Source organism: Mesorhizobium hawassense, from assembly GCF_003289945.1.
Lineage (GTDB): Bacteria > Pseudomonadota > Alphaproteobacteria > Rhizobiales > Rhizobiaceae > Mesorhizobium > Mesorhizobium hawassense.
The window spans coordinates 164,795-179,147 of record NZ_QMBP01000010.1 but is presented as its reverse complement, the minus strand read 5'-3'; the positions used below and the strand labels follow the sequence as shown (position 1 = coordinate 179,147).

Sequence of the window (14,353 nt, the reverse complement as noted above, 5' to 3'; positions counted from 1 at the left end):
GTTTTCCGCTCGGAATTGCGCCAAAACAAAGGGTTAGGGCAGATCGCCGTTTCCCTTGAAACGGTGAAATGCTCTAAGGGGGTGCCACAGCCATGCTCGACCCGATCGTGAACTTCTTCAGCCAGATATTCCAATGGATAGGCCGCGGCATCGGCTTTATCATCGGCGTGATCCTGTGGCCGTTCGTGTGGGTCGGCCGCTGGTATGGCCAGCGCGGCTGGATCCTGAAGGCCGTGGTCGGGCTTGCCATCGTCGTGCTTATCGGCCTTTACGCGAATTTCTTCTACGCCACCCAGTGGTGGAATAATTTCAACCCGAACTATCCCGACACCTACACGTTCGAGAAGCGCAACGTGTCGGCCGGCGAGCAGGTTTCAGCCGGCGCCGGCACCGATACGGCCAAGACCTGCGGCAATTCGGCGATCGCCCAGGTGGCGGCCGATCTGACGGACTTCAACGTCAACCAGAATGCCTGGATCTCGTCGATGATCCTCTACAAGGTCGGCCTGTTCGGCATCGACTGGGACAACACACCGTGGATGGACAACAAGGCGTCCTTCCAGCGCGGCATCAATCAGGCGGTGCGGCGCACTGCGACCGAGCTTGCCGACAATCTCGGCCGCGTGCGTACCACCTCGCAGATCGACGCCGACCTGCAGGACGCGCGTGGCAATCTGCAGTTCGACGAGTACACTTGGTATTTCGGCCTGAACCCGTTCGGCCCCAAGACGCCGACTCCCAGCTATTATCGCGATGCTGTGCGCAAGTTGCGGTCCTTCAACGCCCGGCTCGCCACCTGTCAGGCGACCTTCGACGCCCGCGCCGACAATCTGAAGCAATATATCGACCGCATCGCTAGCGATATCGGCTCGACCTCGGCGATCCTCAAGGAGCGCGCCGAGAACCACAATGACGGCTGGTTCGACTTCCGCGCCGATGACCGCTTCTGGTTCGCCTATGGCCAGCTCTACGCTTATTACGGCCTGATGAAGGGCGCCCAGGCCGACTTCGAGGACGTGATCAAGGAAAAGCACCTGCAGAGCCTGTGGGACACGATGGACGCGCAATTCGTCTCGGCATTGCGCATCCAGCCTTTCATCATCGCCAACGGCCGCGAGGATGGCTGGCTGTTGCCGACGCATCTGACGACCATGGGCTTCTATATCCTCAGGGTCCGCTCCAACATGGTCGAGATCAGTAACGTGCTGACGCAATAAGGCTGGCGCCGGTCAGTCAGGGCGATGGCGGATTTGCGCCGTCGCCTCTGTCGCTTTTCGCGTATTCAGCGGCTGTTTTGAGACGGCGGAGCGGCCGCCGCTCTGGCTTCTATACGCCGCAAGCGACCGGGCGCCCAAGACCCGAAGCGGGGCGAACCGGGAACAGCAATATTCTTTCTTTACAGGAAACATAGTTGCATGAAAGTTGACGCCTAGGCCGCGACAGGGTTAGAAAATGCCCTCTGCGCCGATGTGGCGTTCCGAACATGCACAATTGATCAAAACCGTCCCTTCCAACGCCCAATCCAGAGGAAAGCCGTCATGGCCGAAGTGAAGTCCGACATCGAGATCGCCCGCGCCGCGAAGAAGAAACAGATCCAGGAGATCGGCGCCAAGATCGGCATCCCGAACGAGCATCTGCTCCCCTATGGCCATGACAAGGCGAAGGTCTCGGCCGAGTTCATCAGGTCGGTGAAAGGCAACAAGGACGGCAAGCTGATCCTGGTCACCGCCATCAACCCGACGCCGGCCGGCGAAGGCAAGACGACCACCACCGTTGGCCTCGGCGACGGCCTGAACCGCATCGGCAAGAAGGCGATCGTCTGCATTCGCGAAGCCTCGCTTGGCCCGAATTTCGGCGTCAAGGGCGGCGCCGCCGGAGGCGGCTATGCCCAGGTGGTGCCGATGGAGGACATGAACCTCCATTTCACCGGCGACTTCCATGCCATCACGACGGCGCACAACCTGCTTTCAGCGCTGATCGACAACCACATCTACTGGGGCAACGAGCTTGGCATCGACACCCGCCGCGTCGCCTGGCGCCGCGTCATGGACATGAACGACCGGGCGCTGCGCGAGATCATCTGCTCGCTCGGCGGCGTCGCCAATGGTTATCCACGCGAGGCCGGCTTCGACATCACCGTCGCCTCGGAAGTCATGGCGATCCTGTGCCTCGCCACCGACCTGAAGGACCTCGAAAAGCGCCTCGGCGACATCATCGTCGCCTATCGCCGCGACAAGACGCCGGTCTTTGCCCGCGACCTCAAGGCCGACGGCGCCATGGCGGTTCTGCTCAAGGACGCCATGCAGCCGAACCTCGTGCAGACGCTGGAGAACAACCCCGCCTTCGTCCATGGCGGCCCGTTCGCCAACATCGCGCATGGCTGCAACTCGGTCGTCGCCACCACGACGGCGCTGAAGCTTGCTGACTATGTGGTGACCGAAGCCGGCTTCGGCGCCGATCTGGGCGCTGAAAAATTCTTCGACATCAAGTGCCGCAAGGCGGGGCTGAAGCCGTCGGCGGCCGTCATCGTCGCCACCGTGCGCGCCATGAAGATGAATGGCGGCGTCAAGAAGGAAGAGCTCGGCAAGGAAAACATCGAGGCGGTCAAGAAGGGCTGCCTCAACCTCGGCCGCCACATCGAGAACGTGAAGCAGTTCGGCGTGCCGGCGGTGGTGGCGATCAACCACTTCACCACCGACACCGACGCCGAGATCCAGGCGATGAAGGATTTCGTCAGGGCGCAGGGCGCAGAGGCGATCCTGTGCAAGCACTGGGCGCAAGGCTCGGCCGGCATCGAGGATCTTGCCAGGAAGGTCGTCGAAATCGCCGAATCCGGCGCCTCGCAGTTCTCGCCGCTCTATCCGGACGAGATGCCGCTGTTCGAGAAGGTCAACACCATCGTCAAGCGCATCTACCGCGGTGACGAGGCGATCGCCGACAAGTCGGTGCGCGACCAGTTGCACGCCTGGGAACAGGCCGGCTACGGCAATCTGCCGGTCTGCATGGCCAAGACCCAGTATTCCTTCTCGACCGACCCGAACCTGCGCGGCGCGCCGACCGGCCACACCGTGCCAGTGCGCGAGGTCAGGCTTTCGGCCGGCGCCGGTTTCGTCGTCATCATCTGCGGCGAGGTCATGACCATGCCCGGCCTGCCGAGCAAGCCGTCGTCGGAGAAGATCTTCCTGAACGAAGCCGGCCAGATCGAAGGCCTGTTCTGATACAGGCTAAACAAAGAGGGCGCCGCAGCGATGCGGCGCCCTCTTCGTTTGCGCGGATCGCTCAGGCCACCGTCGAGGTGCCGAACTTCTTGATGCCGGCGACCGACATCGAGACGAACTGGTCGAGGATGGTGAAGAAGATATCCAGGCTGAAGCCGAACAGGAAAGCGAAGGTGAACAGGCTGAAGCCTATGCCGGTGACCTCGCCGCCGAGCTTGGTGCCCGGCGCCATGAACCAGGCGAGTATCATGCCGGCAAGCCCGCCGAGCGCGATGCGGTGGATGAGCCTCGCCAGCGGCGGATTGGGCAACAGCGGATTGAGGATCATGCGCATGTGGAACATGATGCCGCCAAGCGCGCCGTAGAGCGCCGGCAGAATCCACAGCGCATAGGGGCTTAGCACCTCGCCCAGCGTCTTGGCCTGCAAAGTCAGCGTCGAGATCGAGTTCGGCGTGATCGTGATCACGCCTTCGCATTGCAGGTTGCGCGTCGCCTCGTCGAAATCCGCGTTCACGTCCTCGACCTCGCCTGCCGTGCCGGTGGCGCTGACGACCTGGGTGCCCCCTTGGCCGTTGTCGCCGTTCTTGCAGTCGAAATCCGACTGTTTGAGCGGCTGGGGGCTCTCTGTCCCGCTTTGCTGCTGCGCCAGCGCGACCTGCTGGTTGCAGAACTGGTTTATCGCCATCTGCCTCGGATTTGAGAAATCGAGCGGCGCGCCGGCCTTGGCGGCGGAGGCGGAGAGCCTGCAATAGGTCCATTGCATGCCCCAGATCGGGAACGGCGCCTCCTGCGTCATGAACCCTTGCGCCCTCACCAGCAGCGAGGAAAAGCGCTGGTCGAGCGAATGCAGGCTGTCGACGGAATTGTAATAAGCGTCCTTGAGCAGCGTCAGATCGGTCGTCGACGCCTGCCGCGCCGTGGCCGAACTCAGCTGTTTCTTCGTTGCCCAGACCTGCCGGATCGATTGTCCGAACCGGGCGCTGAAATCGTTGTTGTCGATCTCCTGCAGCTCGGCGCTGATCGACACGCCTCTGTTGTACACGTAGGTCAGCTTTCCGATGATGATCATCATCGTCACCGACAGCGCCACGAGGAAATAGGTCGCAAGCGCGGTCCGGCGCGACATGTCGCCCGGCGACCAGCCGGTGCGCAGGGCAGCCAGCGTCGAGAACGGCACGGTGTTGGAACAGTCGTTGAGCACCGATTGCAGTTTCACGACCTCGGGCCGGCTTGCCGTCACATCGGTCAGCTTTTCCGCATCGCCGATCGCCGCGAACAGCGCGCTGTCCTTGAACACGCCGTAGCGGCCATAGCCGGCGACCAGCTTCGCATCGGCAAGCAGCCCGGAGACGAGAGGATCGTGGGATGCCGTCATCTCGAGCCCTCCGATGACTAGCCCAGGTAGCCCGGCACGAAGCCATATTGCGACGGGCACCCGCAAGGATAGCCGGGAGGCCCGGGCGGCTGCGCCCAGCACCAGAAGAATTGCGTGAAGCAGATCGTTCCCGGCGCGTGCGGCGGTACCTGCGCGAAGGCGGGCCAAGGCAATAGCGCGGCGCTGGCAGCGAGAGCCAGAACGAGGACAGTTCTTGCGACGCGCGCTTTCACTTCAGCCCCCAGCCAACCGCGCTAAGACTTCAGAGCAGCGTGACTCTTCGAAAGAATAGGACCGATTTCTGTGAAATGGATCACGTCTTCTTGGATTATGGTTAAGCTCAAAGCAGAGGGCGCCGCATCGCTACGGCGCCCCGCTCTGGCCCGGAGCCGCGCGGTTCAGGCAGCGTTTCGCTTCAAGGCCCGCTGGTTCGATGCATAGATCGTATCGCGCTCAGGCAACTTGCCGGTCTTCAGGCAATCGATCCAGTCGGCGGTTTTCAGCACCGCGGCGAAGCGCGACTGCAAAACGATGCTCACCACCCGATGGACATCCTCGGCCGAGGCATAGCCGGCGTTGTTCGAATAGGGCACCGAGCCGCTGGCGTCGGAAAGGAACTCGACGGCAAAGCCCATATGGACCGCGTGGATGATGGTCGACAGATCGCAATTGTGGGTCATGTAGCCGACGACCGCGATCGTATCGATGGCATTGGCGCGCAGCCAAGCCTCCAGATCGGTGCCGGTGAAGGCCGAGGGCAGCATCTTTTCGACATAGTGGTCGCGTGCGCGCCTGGCGATCTCGGGATGCAGCTCGCCGCCATGGCTGCCCTTGGCGAAGATCGGCGAGGTCTCGGGCGCCATCTGCTTGACGACGACGATCTTGATGCCGGTCGCCGCCGCGGCATCCATGGCGCGCGCCACGTTGGCGACGCTGTCGGCGAAGGGCGGATGCTGGATGGCGAGATTGCCGCCATTGTAGTCGTTCTGGACATCGACGACGACAAGCGCGCGGTGTGGCTGGTTGGCTGGTGCTGACATGGCGGTTTTCCTTTCGGCTGTTTTGACGTGGCGAAGCTAGGCGGACGCTTCGGGTGGAGAAAGTGGCCCGATTGACATCATTCGAAAGAATTGGGACATTCGCCGTCCAAACCCAAAACGATGTCAGTCATGAAGAACCCAATCATCGCCGCCGTCGCTTTCGACGGCATCAGCCCCTTCCACCTCTCCGTACCTTGCCTGGTGTTCGGCGCGGACCGCACGAAACTTGGCCTGCCGCGCTTCGATTTCCGCGTCTGCGCGATGGAGGAAGGACCCATTCACACCGATGCCGGTCTGAGCATCGTCGTGCCGCATGGGCTTGCCGCGCTCGACGAGGCCGACATCGTCATCATTCCGAGCTGGAAGGATCTCGATGCACCCCTGGCGGCGCCGTTCAAGGATGCGCTGCGACGCGCCCATCGGCGCGGCGCGCTGATCGTGGGCTTGTGTCTCGGCACCTTCGCCATCGCCGGCGCCGGCCTGCTCGCCGGACGAAGGGCGACGACCCACTGGGCCTATACGGACCAGTTGCAGGCGCTGCATCCGGACCTCGCGATCGACGCGGACGTTCTCTATGTCGACGACGGCGACATCATCACCTCCGCCGGCGTCGCCGCCGGGCTTGACTGCTGCCTGCACATCGTGCGTGCCCGCTATGGCGCCGAGGCAGCGCTTCGGCTTGCCCGCCACGTCGTGCTCTCACCGCACCGGCAGGGCGGTCAGGCGCAGTTCATCGAGCGTCCGGTTGCGCCGACGCCAAATGCGGACCGGTTCACGCGCACGCTCGACCAGGTACGCGCGACACTCGACGAACCGCACAGTCTCGACAGCGTCGCCGATATGGCCGGACTTACCCGCCGCACCTTCACGCGCCGCTTCCTGAAGTCGATCGGCACCAGTTTCGGCGACTGGCTTGCCGACCAGCGTGTCGCGCTGGCGCAAAGGCTGCTGGAGCAGACGGACAAGTCGATGGATATGGTGGCCTTCGAAGCCGGATTCGGCAGCGCCACCTCGCTGCGCCAGCATTTTGCCGCGCGGCTTCGGATCTCGCCGGTGCAGTACCGGCGCGAGTTTTCCAAAACCGGTGGCGCGCTCAGCGCGGCGTGACCACCCGCGCCGGGTTGCCGACCACCGTCGCGTTCGCCGCCACGTCGCGCGTCACCACGCTGCCGGCGCCGACGATGGCGCCGTCGCCGATGCTGACCCCGGCGAGGATCACCGCGCTGCCGCCGATCCAGGCATAGTCGCCGATTGAGACCGGCTTGGCGATCTCCAGCCCTGCCTGCCGGCCGGCGGCCTCCCGGTGATGCTCAGCGCAGTAGATCTGAACATTGGGTCCGAGCAGCGTCCCCTTGCCGATGCGTACCGGCGCGGTGTCGAGCACGGTGCAGCCGGCGTTGAGGAAGGCGCCGTCGCCGAGGAAAAGGTTGAAGCCATAGGCGCAGTGGAACGGCGCCTCGATGCGCGCCCCCTCACCCGCGCCGCCGAGCAGCGCCCACAGGGCCGGACCGATATTGCCGCGCTGCCGGGGCGGCAGGCTGTTATGCTCGAACACCGCGTCGCGCGCGGCGACGCGCAACGCCTCTAGCTCGTCGTCGATGCAGGTGTACCATTCGCCCGCCGCCATCTTTTTTCGTTCGCTTGTCGTCATGGCCGCGCCTCCAGATCCGTCCGCTGCCAAAGCATAATCCATCCCTGAGCATGATGCCGAAAAGTGTGAAGCGGTTTTCGGATGACATCATACTTCTTGCCTTTGACTCCAAAAGCCCGTGGCCAAACGCCTGGCCTATGCTAGCCTGCCTTGCTGGAACCCTGCGAGGTTCCGATTTTGAGGGGGTCGAGCATGCTTTACATCCTCGCATTGCTGATAGGCGTCATTGCCGGCCTGCGCGCCATGACCGCGCCCGCCGCCGTCGCCTGGGGTTGTTATGTCGGCTGGCTGCCGGTCACAGGCACCTGGGCGAGCTTCATGGGCCACTGGGTTGCCGTCGGCATATTCACTATCCTCGCCATCGTCGAATTGGTCACCGACCAGTTGCCGTCGACACCCAGCCGCAAAGTGCCGCAGCAATTCGGCGCCCGTATCGTTTTGGGCGCCTTCACCGGCGCGGTGATCGGCGCGACCGGCGGCGCCACCATCGGCGGCCTCGTTGCCGGCGTCATCGGCGCGGTGATCGGCACGCTGGGCGGCGCCGAAGCCCGCGGCCGGCTGGCCGCGGCCTTCGGCAAGGATCCGCCCGCCGCCTTCATCGAGGACGCTGTTGCGATCATCGGCGGCCTGCTGATCGTGGCGGCCGTCGCATGACAGCCCCACCCTTGGACGCAAAGAGCTTCGATGCCATCGTCATCGGCGCCGGACAGGCCGGCACGCCGCTCGCCGGCCGACTGAATGCCGCCGGCATGAGCGTGGCGCTGATCGAGCGTAAGCTGGTCGGCGGCACTTGCGTCAACACCGGCTGCATCCCGACCAAGACGATGGTGGCGAGCGCCTATGCCGCCCATCTCGCCCGCCGCGCCGCCGACTACGGCGTGACCGTTTCCGGTGCGGTCGGCGTCGACTACGCGGCGATCAAGGCGCGCAAGGACAAGGTGTCGGGCGCATCCCGCACCGGGCTCGAGACCTGGATCGCGAGCATGGAGAAATGCACGCTCTATCGCGGCCATGCGCGCTTCGTCACCGCCAACACCGTGCGTGTCGGCGACGAGCTGCTGACGGCTCCAAAGATCTTCCTGAACACCGGCGGCCGCGCCTCGGTGCCGGACTTGCCCGGCGTCAACGACGTGCCCTACCTCACCAATTCCTCGATGATGGACCTCGATGTGCTGCCCAGCCATCTGATCGTCGTCGGGGGCAGCTACATCTCGCTCGAATTCGCGCAGATGTTCCGCCGCTTCGGTTCGGAAGTAACTGTCATTGAAAAAGCGCCGCGGCTGACCGGGCGCGAGGACGAGGACACATCCGCGGCGATCCTGTCGATCCTCGAAAACGAAGGCATCGCCGTCCATGTCGGCGCCGATGACATCGGCTTCGCCAGGAAAGGCAACGAGATCGCCGTGACCTTCTCCGCGGATAAGCCGCCGGCGGTGGGCTCGCATGTGCTGCTGGCGCTCGGCCGTGTTCCGAATACCGACGATCTCGGCCTCGACAAGGCCGGCGTCGCGGTCGACCAGCGCGGCTTCATCGTCGTCGACGACCAGTTGCGCACCAGCGTGCCCGGCATCTGGGCGATGGGCGACTGCAACGGCAAGGGCGCTTTCACCCACACCTCCTACAACGACTACGAGATCGTCGCCGCCAACCTGCTCGACAACGATCCGCGCAAGGTCAGCGACCGCATCGAGGCCTATGCGCTCTACATCGATCCGCCGCTCGGCCGCTGTGGCATGACGGAGGCGGCGGTCAAGAAATCCGGCCGCCGCGCTCTCGTCGGCCAGCGGCCGATGACGCGTGTCGGCCGCGCCGTCGAGAAGGGCGAGACGCAAGGCTTCATGAAGATCCTGGCCGATGCCGACACCGGAGAAATCCTCGGCTGCGCAGTGCTGGGACCGGGCGGCGACGAGGCGATCCACTGCGTGCTCGACCTCATGTACACGAAGGCGCCGATCTCGACGCTGGCGCGCGCCATGCACATCCACCCCAACGTCTCGGAGCTGCTGCCGACCATCGCCCAGGAGCTGAAGCCGCTCGCCTAGTTGTTTCGTTCGCGAAGCCGCCCCCGTCTTTCTGCATTGCTGCATTGCAACAATGGCGCTTGTGCGCTTGGCGCGGGTGCAGCCACTCTCGATTTGAACCGATTCAGTCCGGACATCCCATGCCGCTGCCGATCCTAGCGCTTGCCATTGCATCCTTCTGCATCGGCACCACCGAATTCGTCATGATGGGCCTGCTGCCGGAAGTGGCGGGCGACCTTGGCGTCTCGATCCCGTCGGCAGGGCTTTTGGTCACCGGCTATGCGCTCGGCGTCGTGTTCGGCGCGCCGATCGTCGCCATGGCCACCGCGCAATTGCCGCGCAAGCCGGTACTGGTCGGGCTGACGGCTTCATTCGTCGTCGGCAATCTGTTCTGCGCCATCGCGCCTGATTATTGGACGCTGATGGCCGCGCGTGTCTTCACCGCTCTTGGGCACGGGGCTTTCTTTGGCATCGGCTCGGTCGTTGCCGCCAGCCTGGTGCCGCGCAACAAGCGCGCCAGCGCCATGGCGCTGATGTTCGCCGGCCTGACGCTCTCAAACATCCTCGGCGTTCCCGCCGGCACCGCGCTCGGCGAGGCCTTCGGCTGGCGCGCCACCTTCCTGGCCGTGGTTGGCATCGGCCTGATCTCGGTCGCGGCCATCGCATGGCTGGTGCCGTCGGATGTCGCTGAACCGAGCGGCGGCGGCCTGCGCGGCGAGTTGCGCGTGCTTGGAAAGCTGCAGGTCTGGCTGGCGATGCTGATCGCCTCGCTCGCGTCCGCCAGCCTGTTCGCAGTCTTCACCTACATCAAACCGTATCTCACCGACGTCTCCGGCCTCTCGACGGCGACCGTCACCTGGGTGTTGCTGCTCTTCGGCGCCGGCATGACCATCGGCAACATCATCGGCGGCAGGCTGGCCGACTGGAAGCTGATGCCGACGGTGATCGGCACGCTATTCGCCATGGCCGTGCTGTTCGTCGTCTTCGCCAAGCTCGGCGCGATTGCCGCGGTCGCGGTCGCCATCGTCTTCATGTGGGGCATGCTGATCTTCATCGTCGTGCCGCCGCTGCAGATCCGCGTCGTCGAGGCGGCCGCCGAAGGCCCGAATCTCGCCGCCACGCTCAACCAGGGCGCCTTCAATGTCGGCAATGCCGGCGGTGCCTGGATCGGCGGCCTCGCCATCTCCTGGGGCGTGTCCTATGCCAATCTGCCGCTGGTCGGCGCGGCGCTGGCGCTTCTGGCCGTCGCGGTAGCGGTGCTGTCGCAGGCGCTCGACCGCCGCGCGATCCTGCAGGCACAGCCGGCTGAATAGGTTCGGAGTCTTCGCCGTAGCAGGTTCGGCGTCTTCGCCGTAACCATGCTCGGCGCCTTCGCTGTAGCCTTGCTGCGCCACGGCGCGGCCCCGCTGGACCACTCGACATCCCGGCCCCAAACAGGCATTTGGGTGACCTCTTCATTCGGAGGCCCCATGCAGAAGACGATCGAACGCCTCGCCGGCGACGCCGAAGGAACCATCTACGAATTCCCGGTCTTCCGCTTCCAGGGCAAGGATAAGAAAGCGCCGTCCGCCTATCTGCAGGCCGCCCTGCATGCAGGCGAACTACCGGGCGTCGTCGCCATCGATGCGTTGATGCCGATGCTGAGCAAGGCGGAGGCCGAGGGCCGCATCAGGGGCCCGATCACCATCGTGCCCTGGGCCAATCCGATCGGCCGCGCGCAATATCATTTCGGCGAGCATCAGGGCCGATTCAGCCTCGGCACGCGCACCAACTTCAACCGGTCCTTTCCGCTGCTTGCGGCGCCCGACGTCAGGCTGCTGCCGGACACGACCCTGGGCGGCGCCGACCAGCGGCTGAAAACGCGGCTCGTCCAGCTTTCGCTCGGCACCGACATCGTGCTCGACCTGCATTGCGACGACGAGGGCCTCGCCTATCTCTACATCCACACCAGCCTGTGGCCGCATATGGCCGACTGCGCGGCCGCCATGGGCGTCGATGCGGTGGTGCTGTGGAGCGAGGACGCGGACGGCACCTTCGAGGGCGCCTCGATCATGCCCTACCAGAACGTCCCGGCGAACGTAGCGCGCTTCGACCGGCGCGTCGTCACCACGGTTGAGTATCGCGGCATGCTCGACGTCGACGCTGCTCTGGCCGCTTCCGATGCCGAGGGCCTCTACCGGCTGCTGGTGACGCGCGGCGTCATCCAGAACCCGTCCGTTGCAAAGCTGGGCACCTTCGCCGGCGCCGTCGTGCCGCTGGAAAACATCGACATGATGCCCGCGCCCAGAGCCGGCGCGATCCTCTACGACGTCAAGCCCGGCGACCCCGTCAAGAAGGGCGACAGGCTGGCGACGATCGTGCATGCGCCGGGCGAGATCGACGGCCGCACTGAGGTGTTCGCCCCGCAGTCGGGCTTCATCCTGACCCGCCGCTCGCGCCGCATCATCCGCGCCGGCGAGGATCTTCTGAAGCTCGCCGGCGACAAGCGCAGCGACGATGCAAGGTCAGGCACGCTCGAGGATTGACGCCGTGCGGCCTTCACCATCGGCGTGAAATCCAGTTGCGCCGGCCTCCATTCGCCGCTATGGGAGTCGCCATGAACATGCGTTCGAACAAGACCATTTGGTGGTGGGCTCGCTGACAGCGGCCGGTTCGTGCGTGTGCGCGTGAAGGAAAGGGTGGCCGCAGCGGAATGTCCGGGCGGCCATTTGTTTTTTAAAGCCATTCCCGGGTCCGTTGCCCAAAACGCTGATGGAGACGGCAATGACGACTAAAGTTCTGGACAACGGGGCCGAGCGCTTCGTCACCGCCGGCGGCGTGACGATCACCCGCGAACGGCACGACAGGCCCTATGAAGGCGCGATCGACGCCTATGTCGACGGCCTGAATTCACGCCGCGGCGCGGTCTTCTCCTCCAATTACGAATATCCGGGCCGCTACACGCGCTGGGATACCGCCATCATCGATCCACCGCTGGTGATTTCGGCGCGCGGCCGGGCGATGCGCGTCGAAGCGCTGAACAAGCGCGGCGAAGTGCTGCTGCCGGTGATCGGCAAGACGCTTGGCGAGCTCAGCGAAGTGACGATCGCCGAGGCCTCGAAGACGCTCATCGGCCTCGATGTCGCCAAGCCCGGCCGCGTCTTCACCGAGGAGGAGCGCAGCCGCGTTCCCTCGGTCTTCACCGTGCTGCGCGCCATCACCGCTTTGTTCAAGACCGCGGAAGACGCCAATCTCGGCCTCTACGGCGCCTTCGGCTACGATCTCGCCTTCCAGTTCGACCCGGTCGACCACAAGCTCGTGCGCAAAGAAAGCCAGCGCGACCTGGTGCTGTTCCTGCCCGACGAGATCCTAGTCGTCGACCACTATTCGACCAAGGCCTGGACCGACCGCTACGACTATTCCGGCGACGGTTTTTCCACCGAGGGCCTGGCCCGCGACGCCCATGCCGAGCCGTTCAGGACCGCCGACCGCATCCCGCCGCGCGGCGACCACGAGCCGGGCGAATACGCCAACCTGGTGCGGCGCGCCATGGAGAGCTTCAAGCGCGGCGACCTGTTCGAGGTCGTGCCCGGACAAATGTTCTACGAGCGCTGCGAGACCCAGCCCTCCGACATTTCGCGCAAGCTGAAGTCGATCAACCCGTCGCCCTATTCCTTCTTCATCAATCTCGGCGAAAACGAATATCTGATCGGCGCCTCGCCGGAGATGTTCGTGCGCGTCAACGGCCGCCGGGTCGAGACCTGCCCGATCTCGGGCACCATCAAGCGCGGCGACGACGCCATTTCCGACTCAGAGCAGATTCTGAAGCTGCTCAACTCGAAGAAGGACGAATCCGAGCTCACAATGTGCTCCGACGTCGACCGCAACGACAAGTCGCGCGTCTGCGAGCCCGGCTCGGTGCGCGTCATCGGCCGCCGCCAGATCGAGATGTATTCGCGCCTGATCCACACCGTCGACCATATCGAGGGGCGGCTGCGCGAAGGCATGGACGCCTTCGACGCGTTTCTTTCGCACGCCTGGGCGGTCACCGTCACCGGCGCGCCGAAACTGTGGGCCATGCGCTTCATTGAGCAGAACGAAAAGAGCCCGCGCGCCTGGTATGGCGGCGCGATCGGCATGGTCAATTTCAACGGCGACATGAACACCGGACTGACGCTGCGCACTATCCGCATCAAGGACGGCATCGCCGAGGTGCGCGCCGGCGCCACGCTGCTCTTCGACAGCATCCCCGAGGAAGAAGAAGCCGAAACCGAATTGAAGGCATCCGCCATGCTCTCCGCCATCCGCGACGCCAAGACCGGCAACGCCACCGGAACCGAGCGCACCACCGCGCGCGTCGGCGACGGCGTCAACATCCTGCTCGTCGATCATGAGGACTCCTTCGTCCACACGCTGGCCAACTACTTCCGCCAGACCGGCGCCAACGTCTCCACGGTGCGCTCGCCGGTGCCGGAAGAGGTCTTCGAGCGGCTGAAGCCCGACCTCGTCGTGCTGTCGCCCGGCCCGGGCACGCCAAAGGATTTCGATTGCGCCGCCACCATCAAGAAGGCGCGCGCCCGCGACCTGCCGATCTTCGGCGTCTGCCTCGGCCTGCAGGCGCTGGCCGAGGCCTATGGCGGGGAACTCAGGCAATTGCATATCCCGATGCACGGCAAGCCGTCGCGTATCCGCGTCTCCAAGCCCGGCATCATCTTCTCGGGGCTGCCCAAGGAAGTGACCGTCGGCCGCTACCACTCGATCTTCGCCGATCCGGTGCGCCTGCCCGACGGTTTCGTCGTCACCGCCGAGACCGAGGACGGCATCATCATGGCCTTCGAGCATCGCAAGGAGCCGATCGCCGCGGTGCAGTTCCATCCGGAATCGATCATGACGCTCGGCCACAATGCCGGCATGCGCATCATCGAGAACATCGTCGCGCACCTGCCGCGCAAGGCCAAGGAAAAGGCCGCCTAGAGCCGGATGATTTCAGGTCGAATCGACCTGAATCTGAATCCGTCTCTAAATCAAAGAGGTAGAGCATGATGTCGCCCGAAAACCGCTTCACACTT

General features: G+C 64.5%; 11 protein-coding genes. 8 read left to right on the top strand and 3 right to left on the bottom strand.

What is annotated here, in order from left to right:
- Window positions 1-92 precede the first annotated feature (92 nt).
- Window positions 93-1,217 carry a DUF2333 family protein gene (locus DPM33_RS21210; RefSeq protein WP_112099385.1) on the top strand — a complete coding sequence of 375 codons (1,125 nt, stop codon included), beginning with the start codon at window positions 93-95 and terminating at the stop codon, window positions 1,215-1,217.
- A gap of 321 nt (window positions 1,218-1,538) precedes the next feature.
- Window positions 1,539-3,218, top strand: a complete 1,680-nt coding sequence (locus tag DPM33_RS21205; protein WP_112099384.1) for a formate--tetrahydrofolate ligase — start codon at window positions 1,539-1,541, stop codon at window positions 3,216-3,218.
- Window positions 3,219-3,279: 61 nt separating this feature from the next.
- Here DPM33_RS21205 and DPM33_RS21200 read toward each other — a convergent pair whose 3' ends face one another.
- Both DPM33_RS21200 and DPM33_RS21195 read right to left on the bottom strand, forming a co-directional pair.
- Entirely contained in the window at window positions 3,280-4,593 is a 1,314-nt protein-coding gene (locus tag DPM33_RS21200) for a hypothetical protein (RefSeq protein WP_112099383.1), read from the bottom strand.
- Between the two features lie 398 nt (window positions 4,594-4,991).
- Entirely contained in the window at window positions 4,992-5,633 is a 642-nt protein-coding gene (locus DPM33_RS21195; RefSeq protein ID WP_112099382.1) for a cysteine hydrolase family protein, read from the bottom strand.
- A 129-nt stretch (window positions 5,634-5,762) separates the two neighbouring features.
- Here DPM33_RS21195 and DPM33_RS21190 point away from each other — a divergent pair, with 129 nt between their 5' ends.
- On the top strand, window positions 5,763-6,740 hold the full coding sequence (locus DPM33_RS21190; RefSeq protein ID WP_112099381.1) for a helix-turn-helix domain-containing protein: 978 nt from the start codon (window positions 5,763-5,765) through the stop codon (window positions 6,738-6,740).
- On the opposite strand, the gene DPM33_RS21185 is transcribed toward DPM33_RS21190, so the two are convergent.
- A complete protein-coding gene (locus DPM33_RS21185) occupies window positions 6,727-7,284 on the bottom strand; it encodes a sugar O-acetyltransferase (RefSeq protein ID WP_112099445.1) in 558 nt (185 codons plus the stop codon). The two genes, DPM33_RS21190 and DPM33_RS21185, sit on opposite strands and share 14 nt — an antisense overlap.
- A 192-nt stretch (window positions 7,285-7,476) precedes the next feature.
- Between DPM33_RS21185 and DPM33_RS21180 the strand changes: the two genes are divergently transcribed.
- From DPM33_RS21180 to DPM33_RS21160, 5 genes are all read left to right on the top strand, one after another.
- On the top strand, window positions 7,477-7,938 hold the full coding sequence (locus tag DPM33_RS21180) for a DUF4126 domain-containing protein (protein ID WP_112099380.1): 462 nt from the start codon (window positions 7,477-7,479) through the stop codon (window positions 7,936-7,938).
- Between the two features lie 11 nt (window positions 7,939-7,949).
- Window positions 7,950-9,326, top strand: a complete 1,377-nt coding sequence (locus DPM33_RS21175; protein WP_112099379.1) for an FAD-containing oxidoreductase — start codon at window positions 7,950-7,952, stop codon at window positions 9,324-9,326.
- A gap of 119 nt (window positions 9,327-9,445) precedes the next feature.
- The gene (locus DPM33_RS21170) at window positions 9,446-10,618 is read left to right on the top strand and encodes an MFS transporter (RefSeq protein WP_112099378.1); all 1,173 of its coding nucleotides are present in this window, start codon (window positions 9,446-9,448) and stop codon (window positions 10,616-10,618) included.
- A 156-nt stretch (window positions 10,619-10,774) separates the two neighbouring features.
- On the top strand, window positions 10,775-11,830 hold the full coding sequence (locus DPM33_RS21165) for a M14 family metallopeptidase (protein WP_112099377.1): 1,056 nt from the start codon (window positions 10,775-10,777) through the stop codon (window positions 11,828-11,830).
- 238 nt (window positions 11,831-12,068) lie between these two features.
- Window positions 12,069-14,258: an anthranilate synthase gene (locus DPM33_RS21160; RefSeq protein ID WP_112099444.1), complete on the top strand. Its 2,190-nt coding sequence runs from the start codon at window positions 12,069-12,071 to the stop codon at window positions 14,256-14,258.
- The last annotated feature ends 95 nt before the right edge of the window (window positions 14,259-14,353 follow it).

Excerpts from the sequence above, each read along its gene's own strand:
- DPM33_RS21210 (WP_112099385.1), top strand. The coding sequence starts at position 93 with ATGCTCGACCCGATCGTGAACTTCTTCAGCCAGATATTCCAATGGATA.
- DPM33_RS21205 (WP_112099384.1), top strand. The coding sequence starts at position 1,539 with ATGGCCGAAGTGAAGTCCGACATCGAGATCGCCCGCGCCGCGAAGAAG.
- DPM33_RS21200 (WP_112099383.1), bottom strand. The coding sequence starts at position 4,593 with ATGACGGCATCCCACGATCCTCTCGTCTCCGGGCTGCTTGCCGATGCG.
- DPM33_RS21195 (WP_112099382.1), bottom strand. The coding sequence starts at position 5,633 with ATGTCAGCACCAGCCAACCAGCCACACCGCGCGCTTGTCGTCGTCGAT.
- DPM33_RS21190 (WP_112099381.1), top strand. The coding sequence starts at position 5,763 with ATGAAGAACCCAATCATCGCCGCCGTCGCTTTCGACGGCATCAGCCCC.
- DPM33_RS21185 (WP_112099445.1), bottom strand. The coding sequence starts at position 7,284 with ATGACGACAAGCGAACGAAAAAAGATGGCGGCGGGCGAATGGTACACC.
- DPM33_RS21180 (WP_112099380.1), top strand. The coding sequence starts at position 7,477 with ATGCTTTACATCCTCGCATTGCTGATAGGCGTCATTGCCGGCCTGCGC.
- DPM33_RS21170 (WP_112099378.1), top strand. The coding sequence starts at position 9,446 with ATGCCGCTGCCGATCCTAGCGCTTGCCATTGCATCCTTCTGCATCGGC.
- DPM33_RS21165 (WP_112099377.1), top strand. The coding sequence starts at position 10,775 with ATGCAGAAGACGATCGAACGCCTCGCCGGCGACGCCGAAGGAACCATC.
- DPM33_RS21160 (WP_112099444.1), top strand. The coding sequence starts at position 12,069 with ATGACGACTAAAGTTCTGGACAACGGGGCCGAGCGCTTCGTCACCGCC.